General features: G+C 39.6%; 25 protein-coding genes. 13 read left to right on the forward strand and 12 right to left on the reverse strand.

Annotated features, from left to right (window positions below; all coding sequences use genetic code 11):
* Positions 1-24: 24 nt before the first annotated feature.
* Positions 25-672, forward strand: coding sequence for a DUF4919 domain-containing protein (locus tag AB1Z56_RS03620; RefSeq protein WP_309361351.1), 648 nt, complete (start codon positions 25-27; stop codon positions 670-672).
* An 80-nt stretch (positions 673-752) separates the two neighbouring features.
* Positions 753-1,673, forward strand: a complete 921-nt coding sequence (locus AB1Z56_RS03625; RefSeq protein ID WP_426791104.1) for a tetratricopeptide repeat protein — start codon at positions 753-755, stop codon at positions 1,671-1,673.
* A 180-nt stretch (positions 1,674-1,853) separates the two neighbouring features.
* Here AB1Z56_RS03625 and mnmE read toward each other — a convergent pair whose 3' ends face one another.
* Positions 1,854-3,233, reverse strand: coding sequence for a tRNA uridine-5-carboxymethylaminomethyl(34) synthesis GTPase MnmE (gene mnmE / locus AB1Z56_RS03630; RefSeq protein WP_313265785.1), 1,380 nt, complete (start codon positions 3,231-3,233; stop codon positions 1,854-1,856).
* A 177-nt stretch (positions 3,234-3,410) separates the two neighbouring features.
* Here mnmE and AB1Z56_RS03635 point away from each other — a divergent pair, with 177 nt between their 5' ends.
* Positions 3,411-3,896 (forward strand): hypothetical protein, encoded by a 486-nt coding sequence (locus tag AB1Z56_RS03635; protein ID WP_309361345.1) that lies wholly within the window; start codon positions 3,411-3,413, stop codon positions 3,894-3,896.
* A gap of 68 nt (positions 3,897-3,964) precedes the next feature.
* On the opposite strand, the gene xpt is transcribed toward AB1Z56_RS03635, so the two are convergent.
* The 3 genes from xpt to AB1Z56_RS03650 form a co-directional block, all read right to left on the reverse strand.
* Complete coding sequence (xpt, locus tag AB1Z56_RS03640; protein WP_309361343.1) at positions 3,965-4,540, reverse strand: xanthine phosphoribosyltransferase; 576 nt, start codon at positions 4,538-4,540, stop codon at positions 3,965-3,967.
* Positions 4,541-4,593: 53 nt separating this feature from the next.
* Positions 4,594-6,372, reverse strand: a complete 1,779-nt coding sequence (locus AB1Z56_RS03645; protein ID WP_426791105.1) for an AMP-dependent synthetase/ligase — start codon at positions 6,370-6,372, stop codon at positions 4,594-4,596.
* 265 nt (positions 6,373-6,637) lie between these two features.
* Entirely contained in the window at positions 6,638-7,831 is a 1,194-nt protein-coding gene (locus AB1Z56_RS03650) for a proline dehydrogenase family protein (RefSeq protein WP_313265776.1), read from the reverse strand.
* Positions 7,832-7,926: 95 nt separating this feature from the next.
* On the opposite strand from AB1Z56_RS03650, the gene AB1Z56_RS03655 reads away from it, so the two are divergent.
* The 3 genes from AB1Z56_RS03655 (at position 7,927) to AB1Z56_RS03665 (ending at position 10,086) form a co-directional block, all read left to right on the forward strand.
* Positions 7,927-8,133, forward strand: coding sequence for an RNA-binding S4 domain-containing protein (locus AB1Z56_RS03655; RefSeq protein ID WP_309361337.1), 207 nt, complete (start codon positions 7,927-7,929; stop codon positions 8,131-8,133).
* 50 nt (positions 8,134-8,183) lie between these two features.
* Entirely contained in the window at positions 8,184-9,251 is a 1,068-nt protein-coding gene (aroB, locus tag AB1Z56_RS03660; RefSeq protein ID WP_309361335.1) for a 3-dehydroquinate synthase, read from the forward strand.
* Between the two features lie 118 nt (positions 9,252-9,369).
* Positions 9,370-10,086 carry a ThuA domain-containing protein gene (locus tag AB1Z56_RS03665; RefSeq protein WP_313265774.1) on the forward strand — a complete coding sequence of 239 codons (717 nt, stop codon included), beginning with the start codon at positions 9,370-9,372 and terminating at the stop codon, positions 10,084-10,086.
* Positions 10,087-10,226: 140 nt separating this feature from the next.
* Here the strand turns inward: AB1Z56_RS03665 and AB1Z56_RS03670 are convergent, their stop codons facing one another.
* A complete protein-coding gene (locus AB1Z56_RS03670) occupies positions 10,227-12,113 on the reverse strand; it encodes a TonB-dependent receptor plug domain-containing protein (protein ID WP_426791106.1) in 1,887 nt (628 codons plus the stop codon).
* A 103-nt stretch (positions 12,114-12,216) separates the two neighbouring features.
* Entirely contained in the window at positions 12,217-13,167 is a 951-nt protein-coding gene (locus AB1Z56_RS03675; RefSeq protein ID WP_426791107.1) for a zinc dependent phospholipase C family protein, read from the reverse strand.
* 180 nt (positions 13,168-13,347) lie between these two features.
* On the opposite strand from AB1Z56_RS03675, the gene AB1Z56_RS03680 reads away from it, so the two are divergent.
* Genes AB1Z56_RS03680 through AB1Z56_RS03690 form a run of 3 tightly spaced genes read left to right on the forward strand, consistent with a single transcriptional unit; the run spans position 13,348 to position 15,964 of the window.
* On the forward strand, positions 13,348-14,334 hold the full coding sequence (locus tag AB1Z56_RS03680; RefSeq protein WP_309361327.1) for a glycosyltransferase family protein: 987 nt from the start codon (positions 13,348-13,350) through the stop codon (positions 14,332-14,334).
* A gap of 6 nt (positions 14,335-14,340) precedes the next feature.
* Complete coding sequence (locus AB1Z56_RS03685; protein ID WP_426791108.1) at positions 14,341-15,072, forward strand: FKBP-type peptidyl-prolyl cis-trans isomerase; 732 nt, start codon at positions 14,341-14,343, stop codon at positions 15,070-15,072.
* On the forward strand, positions 15,059-15,964 hold the full coding sequence (locus AB1Z56_RS03690) for an aldo/keto reductase (RefSeq protein ID WP_426791109.1): 906 nt from the start codon (positions 15,059-15,061) through the stop codon (positions 15,962-15,964). The genes AB1Z56_RS03685 and AB1Z56_RS03690 overlap by 14 nt, the downstream gene beginning before the upstream one ends.
* Positions 15,965-15,970: 6 nt before the next feature.
* Here AB1Z56_RS03690 and kdsB read toward each other — a convergent pair whose 3' ends face one another.
* The 4 genes from kdsB to mazG all read right to left on the reverse strand — a co-directional run bounded on the left by kdsB (position 15,971) and on the right by mazG (position 19,320).
* On the reverse strand, positions 15,971-16,714 hold the full coding sequence (kdsB, locus tag AB1Z56_RS03695; protein ID WP_313265766.1) for a 3-deoxy-manno-octulosonate cytidylyltransferase: 744 nt from the start codon (positions 16,712-16,714) through the stop codon (positions 15,971-15,973).
* 89 nt (positions 16,715-16,803) lie between these two features.
* Positions 16,804-17,421 carry a deoxynucleoside kinase gene (locus AB1Z56_RS03700; RefSeq protein WP_309361319.1) on the reverse strand — a complete coding sequence of 206 codons (618 nt, stop codon included), beginning with the start codon at positions 17,419-17,421 and terminating at the stop codon, positions 16,804-16,806.
* A 12-nt stretch (positions 17,422-17,433) separates the two neighbouring features.
* Positions 17,434-18,432 (reverse strand): tryptophan--tRNA ligase, encoded by a 999-nt coding sequence (trpS, locus tag AB1Z56_RS03705; RefSeq protein WP_088161124.1) that lies wholly within the window; start codon positions 18,430-18,432, stop codon positions 17,434-17,436.
* A gap of 75 nt (positions 18,433-18,507) precedes the next feature.
* Complete coding sequence (gene mazG, locus AB1Z56_RS03710) at positions 18,508-19,320, reverse strand: nucleoside triphosphate pyrophosphohydrolase (RefSeq protein ID WP_309361315.1); 813 nt, start codon at positions 19,318-19,320, stop codon at positions 18,508-18,510.
* A 136-nt stretch (positions 19,321-19,456) separates the two neighbouring features.
* Here mazG and AB1Z56_RS03715 point away from each other — a divergent pair, with 136 nt between their 5' ends.
* From AB1Z56_RS03715 to AB1Z56_RS03730, 4 genes are all read left to right on the forward strand, one after another.
* The gene (locus tag AB1Z56_RS03715) at positions 19,457-19,756 is read left to right on the forward strand and encodes a hypothetical protein (protein ID WP_153848806.1); all 300 of its coding nucleotides are present in this window, start codon (positions 19,457-19,459) and stop codon (positions 19,754-19,756) included.
* Between the two features lie 4 nt (positions 19,757-19,760).
* Positions 19,761-20,285, forward strand: coding sequence for a hypothetical protein (locus AB1Z56_RS03720; protein ID WP_309361313.1), 525 nt, complete (start codon positions 19,761-19,763; stop codon positions 20,283-20,285).
* Between the two features lie 106 nt (positions 20,286-20,391).
* Entirely contained in the window at positions 20,392-21,075 is a 684-nt protein-coding gene (locus AB1Z56_RS03725) for a hypothetical protein (RefSeq protein WP_309361311.1), read from the forward strand.
* Between the two features lie 109 nt (positions 21,076-21,184).
* Positions 21,185-21,934, forward strand: coding sequence for an SDR family NAD(P)-dependent oxidoreductase (locus AB1Z56_RS03730; RefSeq protein WP_426791110.1), 750 nt, complete (start codon positions 21,185-21,187; stop codon positions 21,932-21,934).
* Positions 21,935-21,999: 65 nt separating this feature from the next.
* On the opposite strand, the gene AB1Z56_RS03735 is transcribed toward AB1Z56_RS03730, so the two are convergent.
* Together AB1Z56_RS03735 and AB1Z56_RS03740 are read right to left on the reverse strand one after the other, a co-directional pair.
* Positions 22,000-23,463 (reverse strand): sulfatase family protein, encoded by a 1,464-nt coding sequence (locus AB1Z56_RS03735; protein WP_426791111.1) that lies wholly within the window; start codon positions 23,461-23,463, stop codon positions 22,000-22,002.
* A 13-nt stretch (positions 23,464-23,476) separates the two neighbouring features.
* Positions 23,477-25,036 (reverse strand): sulfatase family protein, encoded by a 1,560-nt coding sequence (locus AB1Z56_RS03740; protein ID WP_426791112.1) that lies wholly within the window; start codon positions 25,034-25,036, stop codon positions 23,477-23,479.
* Between the last annotated feature and the right edge of the window lie 32 nt (positions 25,037-25,068).

The raw sequence follows: 25,068 nt of genomic DNA on the forward strand, positions 1-25,068 counted from the left end.
ACTTTAAAAACTGTCCACTTGAAAATGAAAATACTAAATTCAATTCTAATGTTGATTTTTTTGAATACGTTTTTATATGCTCAAAAAAATCAAGTTTCCAATGAATTCGAAGAAAGAATTAAAACAGAAATAGAAAATCCATCTTCACAGTATTTCTATCCTAATTTATTAAATAAAATAAGAACTGAACCTGAAAAAATATCAAGTGAAGAAATTAAATTTTTGTATTACGGTCAAATATATAAAAAAGGAAGTGGGCTCGCTTTTTTAGACAACCCAAACGAGGATAATTTCAGAAAAGCGGTTGTAAAAAATAACTGTTCTAAAATATTGAAATTGGGCTACTCAAATTTGGCGAAAAATCCTGTAGAACTCTCCACATTGATTCCTGTTTGTGGTTGTCAACAAAAAAAGGGGACAACAGATAACAATTATTTAGGTGCAAGATTAAAAATGGTTTTAGAAACAATTTTTGAGACTGGAGACGGAAAAACGAAAGAAACTGCTATAAAAATAGCAAATGTCGAAGACGATTTATGGATAAAAGGAATTTTGGGATTTAAAGGAGACAAAGAATCGTTTGAAACTTCAAATGGTAGAATTTTTAGTGTTTGGGATAATGGAAATGAGAAAATTTACTTTGAAGACAGTTGGAACTATAAGTATAACTAATTCAAGAAAACTAGCGCTAACGTTGAATTGGTAAAAGGAGCGTTGAATTACTTTGATTGAATTTAAAACCGACCCATCGAATGAGAAATAAGATATTGACACTATTACTTTTACTAACAGCCTTAACAGTCTACGGACAAAAGAAAATGGAACAGAAATTCTTCACTTGGGACGATTTTGTTAAGGGATATAGCAAAGAAATAGTTTCTGCCGAAGACGTTTTTAATAATATGGTCAAGAGTGGTCTTAAAGACAACTGCTTGACAAAAATGGACTTCACTTTTATCTCAGACAAAAAAGAGAACTTACAAAAACTTGGAGAATTTATCAAGGTACATTATCCATATACTGTTCAAGAAGTTAAAAAATACGAGAAACTGTGGGAATTAAACGGAGAGACAAATGAAATTCCAATGACAGCCGACAACTTACTTTTCTGGAGTTTGGATATGTATAAAAGAGGCTTTGAATTCGACGCAAAACTTGACGCTTACGGTGGCCCCTTTGACCAGAGAAACCAGAAATTTCCAGTCATTGACACGACAAAGACTGACTATTATTTTGACAAAGGTTTAGCATGTTATAACAATGGAGATTTAAGCGGCGCAATATTTAATTGGAACTTTGCCATCCAAATTGACCCAACAGACCCAAATGCTTACTATTCAAGAGCTATAGTGAAAAACGAACTGTACATCTGGAAATCGGCACTTAAAGACTACGACAAAGCATTAGAAATTGCACCAAAATTTGTAAGTGCTTTAATAAATCGTGGTGGACTTAAAGACCAAAATGGAGATTATCAGGGTGCAATCGCTGACTACGAAACAATTTTGAAACTTGACAAACTAGAGCAGGAAGCAAAACAACAAGCATATTTTAATTTAGGAAACACTTATTTCAATTTAAAAGACAAAAGGAGAGCTTGCGAAAATTGGAATAAGGCACTTGACAACGGAGCAGAATATGCAAAAGAACGAATTAATGAATATTGCAAATAGAGAAACAGACAATAATGAGGTGATCCCTTATAAGAAACCACCTCATTATTTATTGGTCTGACAATCATTTCCAAAGATTATCCTGGTGCAAAAAAAGCCAACTGACTCGTTAAATACTACAAAATGGAGTTCTGTAAGTTTGTTTATTTTCAGTGTGTTGGCTTGTTATATTTTATTTGTTTATTTTCCGATACAGAACTTCGAAAAGATATTATCCAATAAATCGTCTGTAGAAACACTACCTGTAATTTCACCAAGATGATATAAGGCTTGACGAATATCCATGGCTAGAAAATCTGAAGTGACAGGATTGTCAATACCATATATAACGCGTTCCAATGAATCTGCTGTTTTTTGTAACGCTTCTACGTGACGGATGTTGGTGACCATAACATCATCGGTATTTAAATTTCCTAATTGTACACGATTGATCAATTCGTCTTTCAGTTCCTCGACACCGGTCTGCTCTTTTGCTGAAATGTAAAGCGGATTAAGGACATTGTAAACGTCTTTTTGCGCCTCAGAAAGCAAATCTGATTTATTGATAATGGTAACAAATGGAATTTGTAGGCGCTCGATTTCAGGTAATTGAGCTTGTACTTCTTCAACTTTGTCTTGTGTAGGATCGAAAAGATAAATGATCAATCGTGCCTGTTTCATCTTTTCACGGGTACGCTCAACACCTTTTGCTTCAATAACATCTGCCGTCTCACGTATACCTGCTGTGTCAATAAATCGGAATGTGACACCATGAATATTAATTTCATCTTCAATGGTGTCGCGAGTAGTTCCTGCGATGTCAGAAACAATAGCACGCTCTTCGTTTAAAAAAGCGTTCAATAGCGTTGATTTCCCAACATTAGGTTTTCCGGCAATGACGACAGGGACACCATTTTTCAGGACGTTCCCCTGTTCAAAAGATTGCACTAATTTTTGAACAATGACCTGTATTTTATTAATTAGATTTTTAAGTTGATCTCTGTTTGCAAATTCCACATCTTCTTCCGAAAAATCAAGCTCTAACTCAATCAGTGAAGCAAAGTGTATGAGATCTTCGCGAAGGGATTTAAGCTGATTGGAAAAACCGCCTCGCATTTGCTGCATCGCCACTTGATGTGAGGCTGCAGAATTGGATGCAATTAAATCGGCAACTGCTTCTGCTTGGGATAAATCCATTCCGCCATTGAGAAATGCACGTAGGGTAAATTCTCCCGGACGGGCCGCACGCGCTCCTTTTTTGATCAGTAAATTAACAACGCGCTCAATAATATATTTGGAGTTATGTGTTGATATTTCCACCGAATTTTCTCGCGTATAGGAGTTCGGGGCTACAAATAAGGAGACCAATACCTCGTCAATGATCTCTTCGCCATCCCGTATGGTTCCAAAATGGATGGTATGTGATGCTTGTTGAAGCAGGTTCTTCCCTTTAAATATTTCGTTCGTAATTTTTATGGCATGCTGACCCGAAACGCGTATGACAGCAATAGCTCCATTTGTTCCGGAAGATGTCGCTAATGCAACAATGGTATCTTCTGTGATATATCCCGTATTTGACATGGTACAAAGATACGTTAAATTGGAGTAATGGATTCTATATATTGCCGGACAAATTAAATTCGTCGTGATCGATTAAACCTTTGTTCAAACATTGAAGTCATACCCATAGAAACGCTTGTAAAAAAGAATGAAACACAGGCAGAGCGGAATTGATTTTTAAATTTAAATTATACTGTTATGAGAAAGATGATATACTTCGCGTTGGCAATTGGAGGGCTGGTTTTAATGGCTCCCCAACAATCTTCAGCTCAACATCGTGGACATGAACGTGAATGGAAACAGGACAAAGAGCGCAGAAAATATGAAGAGAAAAGGGATAAGGACTATCGAAAATATTTAGAAAAACGCGAAAAAGAAGATCGTAAATATCATAGAGAAGTTGCAAAGTCTTATCGAAAAGGATACCGTCATGGAGCACCGGCCTGGGCAAGTGCACATCGTTACGATAGTAGACACCATGTATACTTTAGAGATTACAAAACATTCTACGACCCTTATAGGGGAGGTTACGTGTATATGCGCAATGGTCGTTGGAATTTTTCGGCAAATGTACCTTCATTTATGTTGAATGTCAACTTGGGAGCAGCCAATATCCGGATTGTAAAAGATGTTGCAATTAGCAGACATCCTGAAGATTTTTACAACGACTATCGTTGGGATTAGAAAGAATTTATCTTGTTGTTTGAATAAAAAGCCTCAATCTTTAGGAAGATGAGGCTTTTATTTTTCTTTTAATCTTCTTCGAAACTGACTTTATTGACTTCAAGTGATTTGATCCGTGCTAAAGATACGATCCTTAAATCAGTTAATTCTCTCAATCGCTTGCCGCCTTCCTGAAAAGATTTTTCGATAATAAATCCCATGCCTAGCAATGATGCCCCTGATTGCTTGACCAGATCGAGCATGCCAAATGCGGCATTCCCATTAGCTAAAAAGTCGTCTATGAAAAGAACATTGTCTCCGGGGGCAAGAAATTCTTTACTTACACAGATGTCATAGGTTCTATTTTTAGTAAAAGAATGCACCTGACTTACATACATATCAGCCATGGTAGTGGGTTTCGCTTTTTTTACAAATACGACCGGGAGTTCTAGAAGGTAGCCAAGCATGATCGCTGGGGCTATTCCGCTTGCTTCAATTGTAATGATTTTATTGATCGGGAGGTCAGCAAAACGACGTACAAATTCAACTGCGATAGATTTCATCAATACAGGATCCATCTGATGATTGATGAAGTTGTCTACTTTAAGTATGCCACCTTCAAGACTTTTGCCATCATGAAGAATTCTATCTTTTAATAATTTCATGTTTTATTTATATAAATATAGCGTGCTATGTCAAAATTTTGGTTTGTTGATCCTTAATCTATCTCCATTTGATAGAGGTTGTTAAACTCCTCCTGATGGTGTTCGAGAATTACTTTCCGTTTCATTTTCAATGTAGGTGTTAATTCCCCATTCTCGATGGTAAATTCGTCTCTTAAAATAATTGGTTTTTTGATCTGCTCCCAGTTACCAAAGTGCTGGTTTGCACGACGTACCTCCTGATTGACTTTTTTTACAATGGCAGGGTCAGTCAGAAAATCATCCTTTGTCATGGTTGCAAGTTCAGGAGCATCTGTTCTGGCCCAATCCAACAAATGGGCATAGTTTGGTACAATAAAAGCAGAAGCAAACTTCATCCCGTCACCGATAACCATTGCCTGTTCAATAAATTTAGATTCAACGAGCTTGGTTTCGATAGGTTGTGGTATGACGTACTTTCCACCCGAAATTTTGAACATTTCTTTTTTTCGGTCGATGATTTTCAAAAATTTCTCGTCTTCCCATTTGCCAATATCACCAGTATGTAGCCATCCATCAATAATGGTTTTATCTGTTTCGGCCTTATTCTTATAATATCCCATCATGACGTTAGGACCTTTAACCAGTATTTCTCCGTCTTCAGCTAGTTTTATTTCGACAAAACGGACGGGAAGGCCAACAGTACCTATGCGTATTCCTTTGATATAATGATTGACCGAAATGAGTGGGGAAGCTTCGGTCATGCCGTAACCCTCATATAATGGAATTCCTGCAGCTAAGAAGGCACGTGTTAGTTTACTATGAAGAGAAGCTGATCCAGAGGCAACAGTAAGTAATTCGCCACCTAAGGCCTCATACCACTTGTTAAGGACAAGTTGTTTGGCCAGCTTAAGTTTCATATTATAGGCAAAGCTTCGTTTTTCTGGGTTAGGATCATATTCTTCCGCTACTGAAACCGACCAGTCAAATACTTTTCTTTTGAAACCAGTGAGATCGTGGCCTGTTTTCATAATTTTCTCATAGACTTTTTCAAGAATACGTGGGACAACGGTCATGATATGAGGTTTTACTTCCTTCAGATTATCACCAATCTTATCAAAAGATTCTGCGATATAGATTGTAAAGCCAAGATACATATAGGTATATAAAACCATACGTTCGTAGGCGTGGCAAGGTGGTAGGAAGGTCAGTCCGCGGTCGTAGGCCTTACAGGGGGTAATTTCTGCTGCGCCCAATACATTGGAAAAGATATTATTATGCGAGAGCATTACGCCTTTTGGTTTGCCCGTTGTACCGGAAGTGTAGATCAGGGTAGCGAGATCTTCAGGTTTAACCTGGTCACGTAGTGCTGCTAGTTTTTCTAGGGAGCAATTAGAGCCTATATCATTAAGTTCTTTCCAGCTGCGTGTTCCTTCTTGATCTGCGATGCAAAAAATATACTTCAATGTATAGATTGAATCCGTTAGGTTCATCAGGCGGTCGTACAAGCTTTTATTGCTGACAATGCAAACCCTGATTTCAGCATCATTAAAGATATATTGATAATCTGTGTCTGTAATATTAGGGTAGATGGCCACCACTACAGCACCAATTTGCTGGATTGCAAAATCAATCAGATGCCATTCCATGCTACTGCCGGCAATGAGACCAACTTTTTCGTTAGGTTTAACGCCAAGTTCAATCAGCCCTTTGGAGAGGCTGTCTACTTGTTCAAGAAAATCTGCTGTTTTGATATAATTCCACTTGCCGTCCACTTTGTGCGCAAATATGTCAAGATTGGGGTATTTGCCCATCTGTTGACGTGCAAGATCAAATAATCTAAGTTTTTCCTCCATTTCAAATTGTATTCTTTTTAAGCTCTTGGGGAGCACCCTTCCACTATGAACTCTGTTTTAAGGGAAAAGTTTGCAAACATAAATAATAGTTTCAAGAATATGGAATGATTTTGTAATTAGCTTGTTTCAAAAGGACGAAGGGGAGGCGAGTGATAGGTAAAGTGCTTTTGTGCTTTTCAAAAGTAGGGTGTTTCTTGGAGACCATTTGAGAATAGTTCCTTGAGTAGATGGACTTGATGCCTGCCAATTATAAAAAAGCTAGTCGTTATCGACTAGCTTTTCTTCTTTGTTTTTCTTTGATCAAAAGCCCGAGCTCTCGACCTGTCGCTCCGGCGACTGATGTATTTTCTTGCGCTCTACGGAAAAGGTATGGCATAACGGCTTTAACCGGTCCATAAGGCATGTATTTAGCTACATTGTAACCGTGTGCTGCTAAATTAAAGCTAAGGTTGTCAGACATCCCCAATAACTGGGCAAAGTAGATACGATCAGTGGATCTATCGATACCACGTCTGTCAATTTCCTTCGCCAATAGCATGCTGCTATCCTCATTGTGCGTACCTGCCATAAGTCCAAAGTTGTCCAAATGATCCAAAATAAATTCAATAGCCTCATTATAATCTCTATCGGAAGCTTCTTTGTTCGGTTGGATCGGATCCGCGTAACCTTTTTGAGCTGCACGGGCACGTTCTTTTTCCATATAGGCGCCACGTACGATTTTAGCTCCCATGTGAAATCCTCTTACTTTCGCATATTCAAAATCAGCTTTCAGAGAGGCCAACTTATCACTGCGATACAATTGGTATGTATTATATACAATCGGTTTTTCCATATTGTATTTTTCCATCATCTCGCGAGCAATGTCATCGATCGCATCTTGAATCCATGAATGTTCAGCATCCACCAATACTTTCACACCTGCTACGTGACAGGCTTTGCAGATACGGTCCGTACGATCTAACATACGTTGGTACTCCGCCTGCTCACTTTCTGTTAGTGTCTCTTTGGCATTAACCTTCTCAAACAATTCAAATCGACCTAACCCTGTTGGTTTAAATACGGAGAATGGAATGTACTTGTTTTTGCTGGCAGCAACTACGGTACGCAATACTTCGTTACAACATGCATCAAATGCACTTTCAGTTTCTTCTCCTTCAACAGAATAGTCCAAGATTGTGCCTACACCATTCTCTCCCAATTCGTTGATTGCTGTTTCGCAACCCTCGATGGTTTCTCCACCGCAGAAGTGTTTGAAGATTGTTTTACGGATGATGCCTTGGATTGGCAGTCCTATGTTCAGTGCAAAGTTGGTCATTGACGGACCTACCTTTGTCAAGAAGTTATTCGCTATTATTTTGAATAACCAATACGCTCTTTCCAAATCCTTATCACTTTTACTTTTAAAAGCAATCTCTGTATTATCAAAGGATAATGTCTTGGGCTCAGAATTCTCAATCATAATCTTTATTTGCAATAAGGCAAATGTAGCAATTTACTAAGCATTAAAACGATGATTATTCTTGTATTCCTCAGTGAAACCACTATTTTTGTGGAATGCAAGAATTTAAAATCGAGGGCGAATATATACAGCTTATACAGTTACTTAAAGCTTTAAATTGGGTAGAACATGGTGCTATGGCTCAGTGGGTTGTGGAGGAAGGCTATGTGAAATACAATGGGCAGGTCGATTATCGGAAAAGACTCAAATTAAGACCAGGAGATGTTGTTGAATTTGATGGGATGCAAATAAAATTGGTGTAATATTAAACAATATTGGTAAATAGAAAACTTAAACCTTAAAGAATCGTAGAATGGAAGTCATAGAAAGTTTGGGCTATCAGGTATATTTTGATGATACGTTGGCCTCTTTGGAGGCATTTTTAGCTGAACGCAATTACTCAAAGATCATCGTTTTGGTGGATACCAATACCTTAGATAATTGTTTGCCTTTATTTCAGCAAGCCTTACCCAATTTGGCAAATTATGATGTCATTGAAGTGGATCCGGGGGAGGAGAATAAAAATATTGACTTCTGTATTGGTGTATGGCATAACATGCTCGATTTTGGAGCCGATAGACACTCGTTGATGATCAATCTCGGAGGCGGTGTTGTGACGGATATGGGCGGATTTGCAGCATCTACTTTCAAAAGAGGAATGGATTTTATCCAAATCCCAACGACATTATTGTCCCAAGTAGACGCGTCAGTAGGAGGCAAGACCGGTATCGATATGGGAAGTGTAAAAAATATTATTGGAACATTTGCACAGCCTCAGGCCGTTTTTATTTCAAGTCAGTTTTTAAAAACATTAGATCAGCGTCAGCTGATCTCGGGTTTCGCAGAAGTGATCAAACATGGACTTATTTTCGATCGCGCTTATTATGAGCAGGTAAAGGCACTTGATATTGATCAAATCGATAATTCCTTGGTTAAACACTCTGTTTCGATCAAAAATCGTGTTATTCTTGAAGATCCTAAGGAGAAAGGACTACGTAAAATTTTAAACTTTGGTCATACGATTGGCCATGCAATTGAAGGATACTCTTTGCTGAACGATTCTTCACCTTTGCTACATGGAGAAGCTATTGCGGCTGGAATGATTTGTGAAGGGTATCTGTCGCATAAATTAAATGGTCTGTCCTTGGATGAATTAAACGATTTGATCCAAACGTTCAGAAGATACTTTAAGGATTATACATTTGATTCTTCCATTGACACTGCGCTGTTGGATTTAATGCGGAACGATAAGAAAAATCTGTCCAACCAGATTGGTTTTGCGCTGCTTGATCAAATTGGCAGTTGTCAATATGATATCTATGTGTCCGAAGACGATATTATAGAAAGTCTTGATTTTTATCGGGAGTTAATTACTTCATAAAATAAGGGAAATGTCCTATAGCGGGAGAATATAGGGCATTTCCTACTTTCAATTTTTAGCATAATATTGTTGCTGGAAATCGCAAACCTAAACTTAAATCATCATAACCATTTATATCATGAATAGAATCATCATTTTTCTGTTTCTCCTTTTTGGAGCATCAATTGCTGTTAACGCGCAAAAACAAGTACTGATCTTTAGTAAAACAAAAGGATTTAGACACGGTAGTATTGAAAAAGGAGCGGAAGTGCTCAAACAATTACTGGATAAGGAAAAGATAAAGTCTGATCATTCAGAGGACGCGGCTTTGTTTACAGATCAGGGATTAAAAAAATACGACGCTATTATTTTCCTGAGCACGACTGGCGATATCCTTGACGATACGCAACAAGAAGCTTTTGTGCGGTATATCCAATCAGGTAAGGGATTTGTTGGTATCCATGCTGCGACTGATACTGAGTTTGACTGGCCCTGGTATAATGGTCTAGTTGGTGCGTATTTTGCATCTCACCCTGCTGTGCAAAAGGCTAAAATTGATGTGTTGGATAGAAAACATGCTGCTACGAAACATCTTGATCCGATCTGGTGGCACAAGGATGAATGGTATAATTTCAAGGATGTGAAAGATGGATTGCATGTTTTGATGAATTTAGATGAAAAAAGCTACCAAGGTGGAAAAATGGGCGATCAACATCCGATTTCCTGGACACAGAACTACGATGGTGGCAAAGTATTTTATACCGGTCTGGGGCATACCGAGGAGTCTTATGATGAACCTGAATTCCAAAAACATTTAATCGGAGGGATTTTATCTGTTCTTCCGAAGAAAAAGTAGGCTATTGTTGTCGGTTTAAAAAAGAAGCAAGCGCCTGAATAATGAGGGTACCATGAAAAACCCCAAATGGAATGACCATTTGGGGTTTTTTATTGCGAATGGCTAAATGTTTAGCCAACTAATTTTGCCCTTTATTGGATTTAGTAATTTAGTTTGTATTTTACCCCGAGACTAAACCAGCGTCCCGGCATAGGCACAGCGGCTGCTTCGATATAACTCTTGTCAAATATATTTTGAACATCTGCAAAGATGTTTAAGTCATGGAACTGGTAGGATCCTCTTACGTCAGCGATAAAATAAGATTTGTAACTGATCCGCTCATTAAACCGGTTGGCGGTAGTTAACATCCAATTTTTGTGGTTTATTGTAAAGTTGACGATAACTTGGTGTCTTAAGCTCTCTATCGCGTATTTGGACAATACTCCATCGGCTAACGTTACGCTAGGATTGAGATAATTGTAGCTAATGGTGGTAAAATAGCGTGTTGCAGCACTAGGCTCATTGAGATTGTATCGGAATGATGCATTGAATCCATCGATTTTGTTTTTTCCAATATTGGTTGGTTTCCAAGGAATAACTGTTCCAGGTGCGGCACTTGCATCGGTTTTTTGCCAGTCGATGAAATCGTCTATTTTACGGTGGAAATAACCTGCTTGGGCGACAATTCGATTGGAAAGGTATTTGATCCCCCCCTCGATCTGATAGGCATTTTCGGAGGTAAGGTTTGGATTTCCGATGTTGGCAGTTTGATTATTGTAAAGATCGGTAAAAGAAGGAATGCGTTGGCTTGATCCTGCGTTAACGACAATCTTCCAATGTTCGGTAATATCATAACCTAAATCGAGGCCCGGGAAGATCTGCCAGCCAAATTTTGAATTGTAATTGATATATGCTCCTGTATTAATCATCAGCTTTTCGATTGCTTCCGTTTTGAATTCTAGATAACCACCGTAATTCTCGCGATCATGACGGCCAATACTGGTGCTATTGATATGTTCAAATCTACTTTCCAGCCCTATACCGAAGGTTCCATAGCGCTGCTCCAATGCGGCATTGATTTCTGCGCCAAAAACATTACTATAGTGTTTGGCTCTTCCTTTTGTTGTTTCTCGTCCTAGATACCAATATTCATCTTCGTTATAACGATTGCTGATGCGTGGACTGATAGACAATGCCGATGTTAATTGATGCTTGGACTGCAGGGAAGCAAAAGCGGTCTTAACCTGCTCATAAGCTTCCTTATCGTTCGGCGCTGCATAGTAACCATTGGCGCCAAATTGATTGTTGATATAGCCCACATTGGCTTTTACCAGATTGGATGCATTAGGTTGGTATGTCCCGTCATAATAGAGTTTATTGTTGTTGGAAGCTGTATTGTAACGTTGTCCATTCGAGTCTTCATGGCCAAAATATAAACCGTGGCTTATCTGTTTGGTGAGGAATTGTGATCCAAGTTGAACTCCTTTACCATAATACTTCCCTGTGCTTGTCTGTTCATTATCTTTGAATGAGGATCCGCTATATATCTGGGCGCTGATCTGATTTGATTCAATTTTCTTTGTTACAATATTAATGGCACCAGTAAGGGCATTGATACCGAAAATTCGTGATGCTGGTCCTCTGATGATTTCGATCCGCTCGATGGCTTCGAGAGGGACGGGGAGATTCATGTTGTGATGAGCACTCTGTGGATCGGTGATTTTAACACCATTGAGCAGGATCGCAGTTTGTTCAAAAGAACCACCATCTATACTAATATCTGCTTGTGAACCAAATGGTCCGCGTTGACGAATATCAACTCCGGGGATATTCGTCAGCAATTCGTTGATTGATCGATTTGGCAGTCTTTGAATATCTTCCTGTGTCAATATCTGTATATTCTTGCTTTGTTTGGAAAAAGGGATCTGTAAGCGATTTTGATTAATAATGACCTCGCTCAAGGCAGTGGTATCCTTGATCTGTGCCGATGCAGCCCCTATACTCAGCACTACTGCAAGTTTGGTTAACGTAATTTTCTTATTCAACATGATTTTTTCATAGCTTTTACGCTGCAAAAGTAACTTAGCTGATTAAAAAACTAATAGTCCGGTATTAACATTGTAAGTAGTCCGGATGTACATTGCTATTTACCTACATCCACTCTTCCCGGCCGATTGGTTTTTTTCCAGTTATATCAATGGGATCTTGCTTGTCAATTATTTTTGTTTTTTCAATGTTGCTTAGGTCAGGTTGACCGGATTCAAGCCAGGCAGAATACCAATAGGAGGCAACACGCAAGATTGCTTTTTGCATTCTCCTTTCCACCATGCCATTCATTGTCTTATGATAAGCCATGGCATAATTGTCCGAATAGGTCCAGACCAGCTGGTTGTTTCGTTCAATAAAAGATTTCTTTTGAGAAGCTTTAAATTGATGATTGAGATCGGCTTCGATGTCTAGAACGGAATCGACAAGGCGATTACTTTCACGGACAATATGCCATGCTTCTGCCAAGGGATCCCTAATATAGGAGGCTTTTCCAACCAGAAGGTTGTATTTTTCGGAAAACATTTCTGGTAAGCGGCTTTCCCAGAATGCATGTATACCTATTTGATTCGTCAGCTGTCCATTATAATTTTTAGTGGTATGAAGCGGTACGTGGGCATCTGCTATGTAATGGCCAAGTTCTGCTGAATGTTTGATGATTCGTTTATAATCTTTTGTCTGAAACGCTTTAACCAGCTTTTGATAAGTAAGATTGATTTGCCAGGGCACAATGCCATTCTTTAACAATTCTTTCTCCTGAAATTTTTCTTTAGCCTGTGACCAATGTATGGGAATCGAATCGACTATTCTGTCTTCGCGATAGTCCTCTATATCTATAAAATGTCTGGGACCTTCTGCGCTATCCGTGAAGCAGCGTTTGTCTGGATCGACAGCTTTTTCAGTAATAAGGTCTATATTATGTTTATAGAATTTTGCCAGCTTTGCTGGGAGGGCAAAGACGGCATAGTGATTGATTTTTTTATGCGCAAAAAATCCCCACGATGTTAGCGTTAATGAGGTCGCTATAGCGAGCATCCAATAAAATAAGGACTTCATGTGGTATCAAACTGGCTATTAATTAATTGTTGATATTAAATATACATAAAGGAAAATTAAAAATGGATTAACTGAATTTTTTATTGATGTTAATTTATATTTTCTTAACATAACTAAACAATAAAATAATATTGATACTCGTTAAAATTGATTAATTTGCCGATACAAAATACAGTCGTTATGAAGATATTGTATGCCGTACAAGGGACCGGAAATGGACATTTGAGCCGTGCAATGGATATTGTTCCCTGTTTGAGGGAGTTAGGGGAAGTAGATGTATTGGTCAGTGGAATTCAAGCGGATCTATCATTACCTTTCGAAGTGAAATATCGTTTTCACGGGTTGAGTTTTATCTTTGGTAAATCCGGAGGAGTAGATCTGTGGAAAACGTTTATGAGTTCGACGATCCGTAAATTTACGAATGAAATTAAGAGCTTGCCCATAGAAAACTACGATTTGGTGATCAATGACTTTGAACCTATTTCTGCTTGGGCCTGTCACAGCAAGGATTTGGAATGCATTGGTCTGAGTCATCAGATAGCAGCCTTGGATCCTGCTAGCCCTAAGCCAGATGAGAGTGATATGCTGGGTAAATTTATTATGAAAAATTATGCGCCCTCTACACATTCTTATGGCTTCCATTTCAAGCGTTACTCCAAGCATATCTATCCGCCGGTGATTCGTAATGCTGTTCGTGAATTGGACGTAACAGACCAGGGGCATTACACTGTGTATCTGCCTGCGTATGACGATGCCCATTTATTAAAGCATTTGATGAAGTTTCCTGATGTGAAGTGGGATGTTTTTAGCAAACATAATTCAAAGGCATTTGAAATGAAAAATGTGACGATCAAGCCCATCAATAACAAGTCTTTTATTGATAGTATGGCTTCTTCTTCTGGAGTTTTATGTGGGGCAGGTTTTGAAACACCGGCAGAAGCCTTATATTTGAAAAAGAAACTGTTAGTTATCCCGATGAAAAACCAATATGAGCAGCATTTGAATGCCGCTTCATTGGAAGAAATGGGGGTGCCTGTAATTTCGAGCTTAAAACAGAAAAACATGCTGGCGATAGAAGCCTGGCTCAACAGTAAATCTAGGGTTGAAGTTGATTACCCTAATATCACGCAGGAAATTATAAATGAAATCGTGCAGAAGCACCGTTAAACAAACATGAAGTATATTGCATTAGCCCTATTATCCTTGACAACGGTCACAGGATTTGCTCAACAAAAAAAAACAAAAACGACGGCGACGAAGAAGGTCGTCGCAACTAAATCAAGTGCAACAAATCAACTGAAAACGAAGGCCGATTCTGTGTCCTATGCATTTGGTGCCGATATCGGAAATTCCCTAAAATCTATTGAGATCGATTACTTGAAGTCAGATGTTATTGCAAAAGCAATTTCGGATGTGTTGAAAGGAGAGAAGTCTCTATTGGAAGAAGGCCAAGGACGAGCTGTTATCCAACAGGCGATCATGGACGTTCGTGCTAAAAAAGAGGCTGCTAGCCGTGCTGAAGAAGATAAATTTTTTGCCGAAAATGCAAAGGTTGCTGGGATGAAATCTACAGCTGAAGGAATTCAATATCTTGTTCTAAATCAAACCGAAGGTCCAAAGCCAAAAAGTGACGATGAGGTAACAGTGCATTATAAAGGTACCTTATTGAATGGAAAGCAATTTGATAGCTCATATGATCGTAAGGAGCCATTGAAACTATCCTTGGGTCAGGTGATCAAAGGTTGGCAGATTGGAATCCCGTTAATGTCCAAAGGTGCAAAGTATAAATTTTTTATACCAAGCAGATTAGCGTATGGCGAACGGGCAACAGGTGAAATTCCTGCAAACAGCACATTGGTGTTTGAGGTAGAATTGCTTGATATTGGTGCAGATGGAACAACGTAAATTAGGAAATACAAGCTTAATCGTTTCGGAAATAGGTTTGGGCTGTATGTCGCTAAAAGGTAATCAGTCCAAACAATCCAAAGATATTATCCAAAAAGCTTACGAGAAAGGGATCACTTTCTTCGATACGGCTGATCTCTACGATAAGGGTCAAAACGAGATGATCGTCGGGGAGAGTGTGCAAAGCTTTCGCAAGCATATTGTTTTGGCGTCGAAAGTTGGTAACCTTTGGCGTGCTGATGGGTCCGGATGGGATTGGAAGGCCTCTAAAGATTATATTATCAAGGCTGTTGAAGGTTCGTTGTCACGTTTAAAAACGGATTACATCGACCTCTATCAGTTACATGGTGGTACCATAGAAGATCCGATAGAGGAGATTGTAGAAGCATTTGAGTTGTTGAAGAAACAAGGGAAAATCTGTGCTTACGGTCTTTCATCAATTCGCCCTAATGTCATCAAGACATTTTTGTCCAAATCTGACATTGCCTCAGTGATGATGCAATATAGTCTATTGGATAGAAGACCAGAAGAGGAGATTAGTGGCTTATTGGAAGAACGGGGTGTAAGTATCGTTGTACGCGGTGTATTAGCCAAAGGTGTCCTTATCAACAAGCCTATAGAACCTTTTCTTCAGTATAGTTCTGGAGAGGTGGCCCATATCGTGAGAAACTTGGTAAATCTTTCCAAACGTATCGGGAAAGACAATATGATTGTTGCTCTTTCTTATGTGCTTTCTAATGCAGCTGTAGCAACAGCACTTGTTGGGGTGAGTACCAAATTGCAATTGGATGAATTGATCAGAGCGAAAGCGCAGATTATCAAATTAAGTGATTCGGATAAGCAGGTTCTATTGGAAGGTGTCCGGTCGTTATACTATACCGAACACCGGTAATTTTTACTATTTATTGAAAAATAGTTTTAATATTTTAGCGAGGTCTTCTTTTGTGTCTACGGCGACAGTTTCATGCGTTGTAATTGCTGTTTGAATGGCGTAACCGTTTTCTAACCAACGCAGCTGTTCCAATGCCTCTGCTTCTTCTAGCATAGAAATAGGAAGTTGTGTCAGGGCTTTTAATGTATCCACTTGGTAAGCATATATTCCAATATGTTTATAGAATGTCTGCTTTTGTAACCATTGGTCTTTTTCCACAGCTCTTAAAAAAGGAATAGTCTGTCTACTAAAGTAGATTGCTTCTCCTTTGGTGTTTCGGACAACTTTGGGGATGTTTACATTGAAAAGTTCCTCTTCATGCGTAATTTCTTTTACTAAGGTTGCAATTTGTGTATTCGGGGCTTCGAAGCAGTTCGCTAATAGATCAATTTGTGCTGGGTTGATAAAAGGTTCGTCGCCCTGAATATTAATGGCAATATCATAACCTGGCATTTGGGCGATGACTTCAGCGCAACGGTCTGTTCCCGATTGGTGATGCGATGCAGTCATGACAACTTGGCCTCCAAAAGACAATACATTGTCCGCTATGCGCTGGTCGTCCGTTGCGACAACGACTTCGTTTAATCTTGTTGATTTTTTGACCTGTTCATAGACCCGTTGAATCATTGTTTTTCCTTCGATGTCGATCAGCGGTTTTCCAGGGAATCTGCTCGATGCATATCTGGCGGGGATAATACCTAAAAATTTCATCTTTTAATTTTATCAATGGCTGGGGAGAATTCGTATTTATCAAAAAGCCTGTAAAATTAAGGTATTTACAGGCTTTTCTTATTGAGCTATTATTCGAATAACCCGAATAGTTCAGCTTCGATTTTTTGAATGATATCACCAAGGTCTTCTGGATTTTTTGTGAAATCCAAATTATCCTTGTCCAGAACCATTACTTTACCTTCTTTGTAATTATTGATCCATTTGTCGTATTTATCGTTCAGCTTCGACAAATAATCCAAGCGAATTGCGGATTCATAGTCACGGCCTCTTTTTTGGATATTATTCACCAGAGTAGGGACAGAGGCTTTGAGGTAAATCAATAAATCCGGTGGTTTGATATAGTGGATGATGCTTTGAAAAATATTGCTATAGTTTTCAAAATCACGTGCGCTCATTAAGCCCATATCATACAAATTTTCTGCAAAGATATAGGCATCTTCATAAATGGTACGATCCTGAATCATATCAATGCCGGTTTCCTGCAATTTTACAATATGTCTAAAGCGACTGTTGAGGAAAAAAATCTGAAGATTGAATGCCCAGCGTTTCATGTCCGAATAAAAATCTTCTAGATAAGGATTGTTGTCTACAGCTTCAAACTGAGGTTCAAATTTAAAGTGACTGGCCAACATTTCAGTCAATGTTGTTTTGCCGGCACCTATATTTCCAACGATAGCTATGTGCATATTATTTCTAGCTTAATAAAATCTTTTAATACCAATAATCTCACGAACCTCTTTCAGTGTCTTGTGCGCAGATTCACTTGCTTTTTCAGCGCCCATTTTTGCAACTTTAGCAATGTATGCATCATCGTTTGATATATCCTCAATACGGGAGCGTACATCGTTGGTTGCAAGTACCATATCTTCTGCCAATTGTTTTTTGAAATCACCATAACGAATTTCACATTTGTTATAGAGTTCATCAAAATGCTGTAACGTATCTGCAGTAGATACGACTTTCATTAAATCAAAAAGATTTTGGATCGCTTCAGGCTTAGGCTGGTTCATCTCCGTTGGACCTGAATCGGATACAGCACGCATCACCTTTTTACGAATTACGGTTTCACTATCTGATAGATAAATACAATCAGCTTCACCGTTAGATTTACCCATTTTTCCCTGGCCTGCAAGTCCGGGAACTTTAACCAATTTGTCAGAATAGGAGAACGCAAATGCTTCTTTAAAATAATCTACGTTATATAAGCGATTGAAGCGATTGCCAAAAGTCCGCGTCATCTCCAAATGTTGTTCCTGATCTTTTCCTACCGGAACTTTTGTGCCATGATGAATCAATATATCACAGGCCATCAAGACCGGGTAGGTCAACAAACCCGCGTTAACATTGTCGGGATTGCTTCTAACTTTATCTTTAAATGCTGTAGCGCGTTCAAGCTCGCCGAGATAGGCGTTCATATTCATGTATAGATAGAGTTCCGCAACTTCTGGAACATCTGATTGAACGTAAATAGTCGATTTTTCGGGGTCTATTCCTGCTGCTAAATATTCAACAATAACTTGGCGAACCGTTCCCTGAAGTCCATGAGGAGTGGGGTGGGTCGTTAGTGAATGTAAATCCGCAATGAAAAAAAAGCAATTATATTCGTTTTGCATTTTCACAAAATTGCTCAATGCGCCGTAGTAATTTCCTAAATGTAATTTTCCGGTACTTCTGATACCGCTAACAACTGTTTCCATATTCCTGCGAATTTACGCATAAATTTGACAAAGTCGAATTAAATTCGGTTGGCGACTTCCTTTTTAGGAATTGCCTTATTTTTTCAATTTCTTAGCTTCATTCCAATACACGTCCATTTCCTCTAAACTCATTTCCTGCAGTTGTTGCTTATTTTCAGCGGCTTTTTGTTCCAAATAGGTAAACCGCGCAATGAATTTTTTGTTGGTACGTTCAAGTGCATTTTCGGGGTTTATACCAATATGACGTGCATAATTTATTAAGGAGAATAAGAGGTCACCAAATTCGCCTTCGGCTTTTTCCTGATCCATTGGAAGCGCCGTTTCCAGATTAAATTCAGCTTTGAATTCGGCAAGCTCTTCCTCTACTTTTTCCCATACTTGTTTCTTGTCTTCCCAGTCAAAACCGACACCGCGAACTTTATCTTGGATACGATAGGCCTTCACCAATGCGGGCAGACCTTTCGGGACGCCGGAAAGAACAGATTTGTTGCCTTCTTTGAGCTTGATTGTTTCCCAATTGGATTTGACCTGATCTTCTGTATCAGCATTGGTGTCACCGTAGATGTGGGGATGGCGTGTAATCAATTTATCACAGATTGCATTAAGTACATCTACGATATTGAACTGTCCTTCTTCTTCGGCAATGCGGGCATAGAATACGAGATGCATCAAGACGTCACCAAGTTCTTTTTTGATTTCTGGATAATCGTTTTCCAAAATGGCGTCGGTTAATTCATACATTTCCTCCATAGTCAAATGGCGAAGGGATTCCATGGTCTGTTTCTTATCCCAGGGACATTCAATCCGTAAGGTATATAAGACATCGAGTAATCGTTGAAATGCTAATTGAGGTGTATGCTGATATGCTGGTGCTACTAGATTTGCCATATTTCATCGTGTTTGGTAGCACAAAAGTAGAAATATGATTTTGAATAAACTATTTCAAATTGCGGAAAACAAAACCCTTTTGTCAATCGTTTTATAATAAAAATTAGAATTTAGATCGGATTTAGAACAATCAACTATGGAAAGAATGCATGGATACTCCTCTGCAAGTGTTGCCCTGGAAAAGTTAAACAACTTAGGTTACACAATAGATTATAATATTGAATTTGACGATTTGTTGGCTCATGCTGATCAGTACAGAATTGACTACTTATTTCGCTATGAAGGTGCATCGGATCCTGATGATGAATCGTCAGTGTATGGTATAAGCAAAAATTCGGGTCAGAAAGGTGTTTTTGTTGCGGGCAATTTGTCTTTGATTGAAGGTAAGAAGCGCGATATTCTATTACAAATGGAACTTAAAGAACGGGAGCGATAGCCTTATGGAAAAAAATGGAATGGAAACAACGGAGCGGCTGGAGCAGCTTAAGCTTTGGGCTTTGAGACGTGATGGTAAAAATGCAGATATGGAATATCATGATCTAGCCTCGGATCGTTGGTTGCAGGTTTATAGAAATGAAGCATTAAACCTTATGAAGGCAGGATTTTACAACAAAGGCTCGGCTTTGTTTGAGTCTTATGTTGAGGTTCACTACCCACACGAACTGGAAAAATTGATTGGCAAATTAGAACGTAGTTATGACAGTTTGCAGCGTTTTAGCCCGGGATTGCTTGAAGATGGTTTTTATAATCTCGTTTTGGGCGATATCCCCTTACTCATGGCTGGTACGATCGTTGTTTTGCTTAGGGCCAAAGAGTCTGATTTTCCAGCCATTTATAATAATGATGAGGATGCCGACATGCGAAGTTCTCCAAATTGGCTTATACAGCAGTCAAACAGCGATATTTGGGTTGACATGCACCAGACCGCATTAAATAATATTCACTACCCGGATAAAATTCTTTAGTCTGGCAAAATTTTTGTAGCCGATTATACTGGAAAGAGGAAAACTGACTAGGTTATTCCTGTTTTGGATTTTTATTGAATTATAAACCCATTTTAAATTTTATTTTATGATGTTGTACATCGGCATTTTTGCTGTTATCGTTGTGGCTTGCGTGTTTTTTTCTCTTATGATGATGAAAAAGCAAAAAGAGACGGCCAAAAAATATGAAGGTGAATCCGGGATTGGCCTAGCTCCAGGTATAAAAGATGAATTGTTAAATGATGAATTTAGCGAATTAAGAAAACAATTGAACGGTGCTCCGATCGATGCCTTTACGCAATGCGCGTATATTGCAACAGTTGGGGACAAAGTTGCTTCGGCTGCGGCCACAGCAGCGAAGACTGTTGCTTGGGCAGCTGTAGGTGTAAAGGCTCGTTACAATGAACGGGATAATGCATCTTATCTGGTGCTTAGCAACAACGAATTGCATTATGTGTTTTTTGATGAGGGGGAGGTTAGAGACCATTTGGTTTTCGATCATGAAACCTTGCTCGATGCGCGAACTGCGCAGATTACTAATTCTGAAAAGGTAACGCGTATGGGGTCTGTCATGGGCTTGAAACCTAAGAAAATGCATCTTGACGTCAATGGAAATGGGCTCGATATCATTTACTATGGCACTGTTCAGCGTATGCCGCATGGTATTATTTCGCCAGGTTCAGGTATGTTTGAAACACAAGCAAGGCTTCAATTGATGGGGCGTTTGTTTTTGGATAGATTATATAAAAAATATCCGCAGCTACAGAACTAACCCACTGAGAAATGTCATTTTAGTTTCGTTTTAAATGAAGTAAACGGCCGCTTCTACTTGATTCCGCATTGCTTTTAGTAAATTGTATTTATCATAAAATTTATATCATATGAAAATTTTAGCAGATAAAGTAGCTTTAGTAACTGGTGCTGGTTCGGGGATCGGACTGGCTGTTGCACTGGCTTATGGTAAAGAAGGAGCAAAGGTCGTTGTCTCGGATATCAATGAGCAAGCGGGCCAGGAAACAGTAAAACAAATTGAATCGCTGGGAGGAGAAGCTGTGTTCTTTAAAGCAGATAGCTCATCTCCAGCTGACAATGAGGCTTTGGTGGGTTACGCAGTCCAGACATTTGGCCGGCTCGATATCGCCTGTAATAATGCGGGGATTGGTGGGGAGGCTGCCCTAACAGGAGATTACAGCCTAGATGGCTGGAAAAAAGTGATCGATATTAATTTCAATGGGGTATTTTATGGCTGTAAATATCAAATAGAAGCGATGGAAAAAAATGGCGGTGGCGTTATCGTCAATATGGCTTCCATTCATGGTATGGTCGCTGCTCCGATGTCGAGTGCCTATACTGCAGCAAAACATGCTGTTGTGGGATTGACAAAAAATATTGGTGCAGAATATGGTCAAAAAAACATTCGTTGCAATGCAGTTGGACCTGGCTATATTGATACCCCCTTATTGGCTAAGTTGGATAAAGAGCATATCAATACACTAATTAGTAAACACCCCATTGGGCGTTTGGGCAAGGCAGAAGAAGTCGCTGAATTGGTTCTTTTTCTAAGCTCGGATAAATCGTCTTTTATGACCGGAGGTTACTATTTGGTTGACGGTGGTTATACGGCTGTTTAGCAACTGTTTAACGGCTGTTTAAAAAACAAAAGGTCTCGATTTCTGATCGGGACCTTTTGTTTGATCTATAATTGCGCTGCCGGACGTATTTCTGTCCCTTCGATGTTATTTAATCCGTCACCCAGCATACGACGGTATTTATCTGCTACCTCTTGGAGTTGTTTGACAATCTCCGGGTATTGATCCTTAACGTCTCTATCTTCACCGGGATCAATTGCAAGGTTATATAAGGCCAATGGAACTTTTACTGTAGCATATTTTCCTGGATACCGATCTCCCCCTATTGTTGCGGGAGCCTCATAGGTCTCGGTTTCGGCAGGAAAGACGAGCTTCCATTTTCCTTTTCGAATCGCTTTCAAATTGTTTTTATTGTGATAATAAGCGAGCTCATCGCGCGGACTACGCTGTGCATTGCCCAGTAAGAGTTCCGTAAAATCAACCCCATCGATTTTCTTTGTTGGCTTGGCGGCCTGTGTGATGTTGACGATGGTTGGCAGCAGGTCCATATTAGTCAGAAGCTGGTTGCTTACAGTCGCCGGTTTGACGTGACCAGGCCAGCTGATAATGCAAGGGACTTTTAATCCACCATCAAATATGGTTGCTTTACCTTCTCTAAGTCCCCCTGTCGAACCTGCGTGGTTTCCAAACGTGAGCCATGGACCATTGTCACTCGTGAAAATAACAATGGTGTTTTCGAGCAGATGATATTGTTCCAACGTCTTCATAACTTCGCCTACAGACCAGTCCACTTCTTCCATGACATCTCCAAACATACCGGCACCGCTTTTACCTTTAAATTTTTCGGAAACGCCAAGCGGAACATGAACCATAGCATGGGCCAAATAAAGAAAGAAAGGATTGTTTTTATTACGTCTGATAAACGAGATAGCGCGGTTTGTATAATCGGTAGTCAGTTGATCCTGCCCATCAAAAGAATCGATAATTTTAACTGTTTTGTTGCCTTCAATTAAAGGAAGTGGAGGATATTGGGCTCGCCAAAAAGTTGAATCTTGCCATTTTTTTCCTTCATAATCGTAGGCCCACATATCATTGGAGTAAGGAAGTCCATAGAACTCATCAAACCCATTTTGAAGGGGGAGATAAGGCTCCTTATGCCCAAGGTGCCATTTTCCGACCATACCGGTTTTATATCCTTTGCTTTTCAGTAGCTCAGCAATGGTCTGTTCATCGGGGTTAAGTGCAAATTTGGCATTATGGTCAATAGCACCGCTAATTCCAATTCGCGTAGGGTAGCAGCCTGTTAATAGGGCACTTCGGGATGCCGTACAGATTGGTTGCGCGGCATAAAAATCGGTGAAACGCAGGCCTTGTGCAGCGAGTTTATCGATATTTGGCGTTTGGTAGGGGCCACCACCGTAGCAGACCGGGTCGGCATAACCCATGTCATCCATTAAAATAATAACAATGTTTGGGGGAGGAGCTGGTTTATTCCCATCTGTAATGGAAGCTGCGGAAGCTCCAAGGGTAAATAAGAGTGGTATAAAAGAGAATATACACTTTAAATCCATCGTTTGCATTTAATTATTTAACGGTTAAGTTTTCCTGTTTGAGTAATTGCTGAAAAGCCGGTCTTGTCCGATCATCGTCGCCTACTTCGGCTTTAAGTTTGGCCAATTTTTTCTTTAATCGAGCAATTTCCTTGGTATATTTTTTGTCCAGGATGGCATTATGCGTTTCCATGGGGTCTTGTTGTAGATCATAGAATTCCCAGGCGGGTGCTGTTGTTTTGGAGTCACTACCTGTCATTTCTAAAGGCTGTCCGTAAAAATAGATTAGTTTGTAGCGTTCGTCACGGACACCGAGATGAGCTGGGCGTATGGGTGCATGCTGCCAGTAGCGGTAATACATGGCAGATCGCCAGTCTTTGGATGTATTTCCTCTGAGGTTATTCCGAAAACTTTTTCCTTGGATGTAAGTCGGTTTTTTGATGCCGGCGTAGTCTGCAAACAGCGCCGCGAAGTCGATATTTAGAATCATGTCGTTTAATTTACTGCCAGCTTTGATTTCTTTTGGGTAGCTGATGACAAAAGGCATGCGCAATGACTCTTCGTACATTAAACGTTTGTCCATAAAGTTATGCTCGCCCAAAAAATACCCTTGATCGGAAGCTAAAATGACCACGGTATTTTCGTCTAAATTTGCCGCTTTAAGATAACGCATAATTTTCCCCAGATTATCATCGATTCCAGCGACGCAACGCAGATAATCTTTGATGAATTTTTGATATATTTTTTTACGGGCTTCCAAGGGGGCCATGCCCTTTGTGGAAAATGGTAGCTCAGGATAGGATGTCCAAAAAGGACCTACGGAAGCTTGCTCATAGCGATGACCAAGTTCCTCCAATGGCTGGCCTTCAAAAGAACGCCCCGTAGTTATCGCACCTGAATCCAAAAAGGTCGGTGGATAAGGAAACTCAACGTCTTTATAGTAGTCTTTGAATCTATCGGCAAAGTCAAAAGGCTCATGTGTCGCTTTGTAATGACACATTAAGAAGAAGGGTTTGTCGGGGTTGCGCGATTTTATCCAGTCGAGGCTCAATTCTGTTGTGATATCATCTACATAGCCTTGGTAAGGTGTCCCTGCCTCTTCTTTATCATTCCAGTTATCTTTGGAGAGGTAAGTCGGATTATGATAAACACCATGGCCAGGGAGGACTTTAAAATCGTCAAATCCACTAGGCTTTTTTTTCAGGTGCCATTTCCCAAAAACAGCAGTTTGGTAGCCCGCATTGTGCAGATCCTTGGCGATATTTTCCTTATCGGGATCCAGTGCGTCTTCAAGTGTGTAAACTTGGTTTTTGTTACTGTATTGCCCTGTGAGTATGGTTGCGCGGCTAGGCGTACAGATTGAATTGGTGCAAAATGTATTATTGAGTATAGCGCCTTGACTGGCCAATTTTTCAATGTTCGGATTTTTGACAACGTCCTTTAAAATCCCGCCATATACTCCCCAGGCTTGGGCTGTAAAATCGTCTGTCAGGATGAAAACGATATTCGGACGTTGGGAGGCAGTGTTTTTTTTCTGAGCCTGAGAGATGATTGGCAGGAAGCCGCAGATGAGCAATAACAATTTTTTATTCATGTGAATTCAGCTATATATTAGACGGCGAATTG

Source organism: Sphingobacterium sp. WOUb80 (assembly GCF_050058145.1).
Lineage (GTDB): Bacteria > Bacteroidota > Bacteroidia > Sphingobacteriales > Sphingobacteriaceae > Sphingobacterium.

Excerpts from the sequence above, each read along its gene's own strand:
- AB1Z56_RS03725 (WP_309361311.1), top strand. The coding sequence starts at position 20,392 with ATGATGTTGTACATCGGCATTTTTGCTGTTATCGTTGTGGCTTGCGTG.
- mazG (WP_309361315.1), bottom strand. The coding sequence starts at position 19,320 with ATGGCAAATCTAGTAGCACCAGCATATCAGCATACACCTCAATTAGCA.
- AB1Z56_RS03635 (WP_309361345.1), top strand. The coding sequence starts at position 3,411 with ATGAGAAAGATGATATACTTCGCGTTGGCAATTGGAGGGCTGGTTTTA.
- AB1Z56_RS03645 (WP_426791105.1), bottom strand. The coding sequence starts at position 6,372 with ATGGAGGAAAAACTTAGATTATTTGATCTTGCACGTCAACAGATGGGC.
- AB1Z56_RS03650 (WP_313265776.1), bottom strand. The coding sequence starts at position 7,831 with ATGATTGAGAATTCTGAGCCCAAGACATTATCCTTTGATAATACAGAG.
- AB1Z56_RS03700 (WP_309361319.1), bottom strand. The coding sequence starts at position 17,421 with ATGCACATAGCTATCGTTGGAAATATAGGTGCCGGCAAAACAACATTG.
- xpt (WP_309361343.1), bottom strand. The coding sequence starts at position 4,540 with ATGAAATTATTAAAAGATAGAATTCTTCATGATGGCAAAAGTCTTGAA.
- AB1Z56_RS03720 (WP_309361313.1), top strand. The coding sequence starts at position 19,761 with ATGGAAAAAAATGGAATGGAAACAACGGAGCGGCTGGAGCAGCTTAAG.
- mnmE (WP_313265785.1), bottom strand. The coding sequence starts at position 3,233 with ATGTCAAATACGGGATATATCACAGAAGATACCATTGTTGCATTAGCG.
- AB1Z56_RS03685 (WP_426791108.1), top strand. The coding sequence starts at position 14,341 with ATGAAGTATATTGCATTAGCCCTATTATCCTTGACAACGGTCACAGGA.
- AB1Z56_RS03680 (WP_309361327.1), top strand. The coding sequence starts at position 13,348 with ATGAAGATATTGTATGCCGTACAAGGGACCGGAAATGGACATTTGAGC.
- AB1Z56_RS03740 (WP_426791112.1), bottom strand. The coding sequence starts at position 25,036 with ATGAATAAAAAATTGTTATTGCTCATCTGCGGCTTCCTGCCAATCATC.
- aroB (WP_309361335.1), top strand. The coding sequence starts at position 8,184 with ATGGAAGTCATAGAAAGTTTGGGCTATCAGGTATATTTTGATGATACG.
- AB1Z56_RS03690 (WP_426791109.1), top strand. The coding sequence starts at position 15,059 with ATGGAACAACGTAAATTAGGAAATACAAGCTTAATCGTTTCGGAAATA.
- AB1Z56_RS03735 (WP_426791111.1), bottom strand. The coding sequence starts at position 23,463 with ATGGATTTAAAGTGTATATTCTCTTTTATACCACTCTTATTTACCCTT.
- trpS (WP_088161124.1), bottom strand. The coding sequence starts at position 18,432 with ATGGAAACAGTTGTTAGCGGTATCAGAAGTACCGGAAAATTACATTTA.
- AB1Z56_RS03655 (WP_309361337.1), top strand. The coding sequence starts at position 7,927 with ATGCAAGAATTTAAAATCGAGGGCGAATATATACAGCTTATACAGTTA.
- kdsB (WP_313265766.1), bottom strand. The coding sequence starts at position 16,714 with ATGAAATTTTTAGGTATTATCCCCGCCAGATATGCATCGAGCAGATTC.
- AB1Z56_RS03625 (WP_426791104.1), top strand. The coding sequence starts at position 753 with ATGAGAAATAAGATATTGACACTATTACTTTTACTAACAGCCTTAACA.
- AB1Z56_RS03670 (WP_426791106.1), bottom strand. The coding sequence starts at position 12,113 with ATGTTGAATAAGAAAATTACGTTAACCAAACTTGCAGTAGTGCTGAGT.
- AB1Z56_RS03715 (WP_153848806.1), top strand. The coding sequence starts at position 19,457 with ATGGAAAGAATGCATGGATACTCCTCTGCAAGTGTTGCCCTGGAAAAG.
- AB1Z56_RS03665 (WP_313265774.1), top strand. The coding sequence starts at position 9,370 with ATGAATAGAATCATCATTTTTCTGTTTCTCCTTTTTGGAGCATCAATT.
- AB1Z56_RS03675 (WP_426791107.1), bottom strand. The coding sequence starts at position 13,167 with ATGAAGTCCTTATTTTATTGGATGCTCGCTATAGCGACCTCATTAACG.
- AB1Z56_RS03730 (WP_426791110.1), top strand. The coding sequence starts at position 21,185 with ATGAAAATTTTAGCAGATAAAGTAGCTTTAGTAACTGGTGCTGGTTCG.
- AB1Z56_RS03620 (WP_309361351.1), top strand. The coding sequence starts at position 25 with ATGAAAATACTAAATTCAATTCTAATGTTGATTTTTTTGAATACGTTT.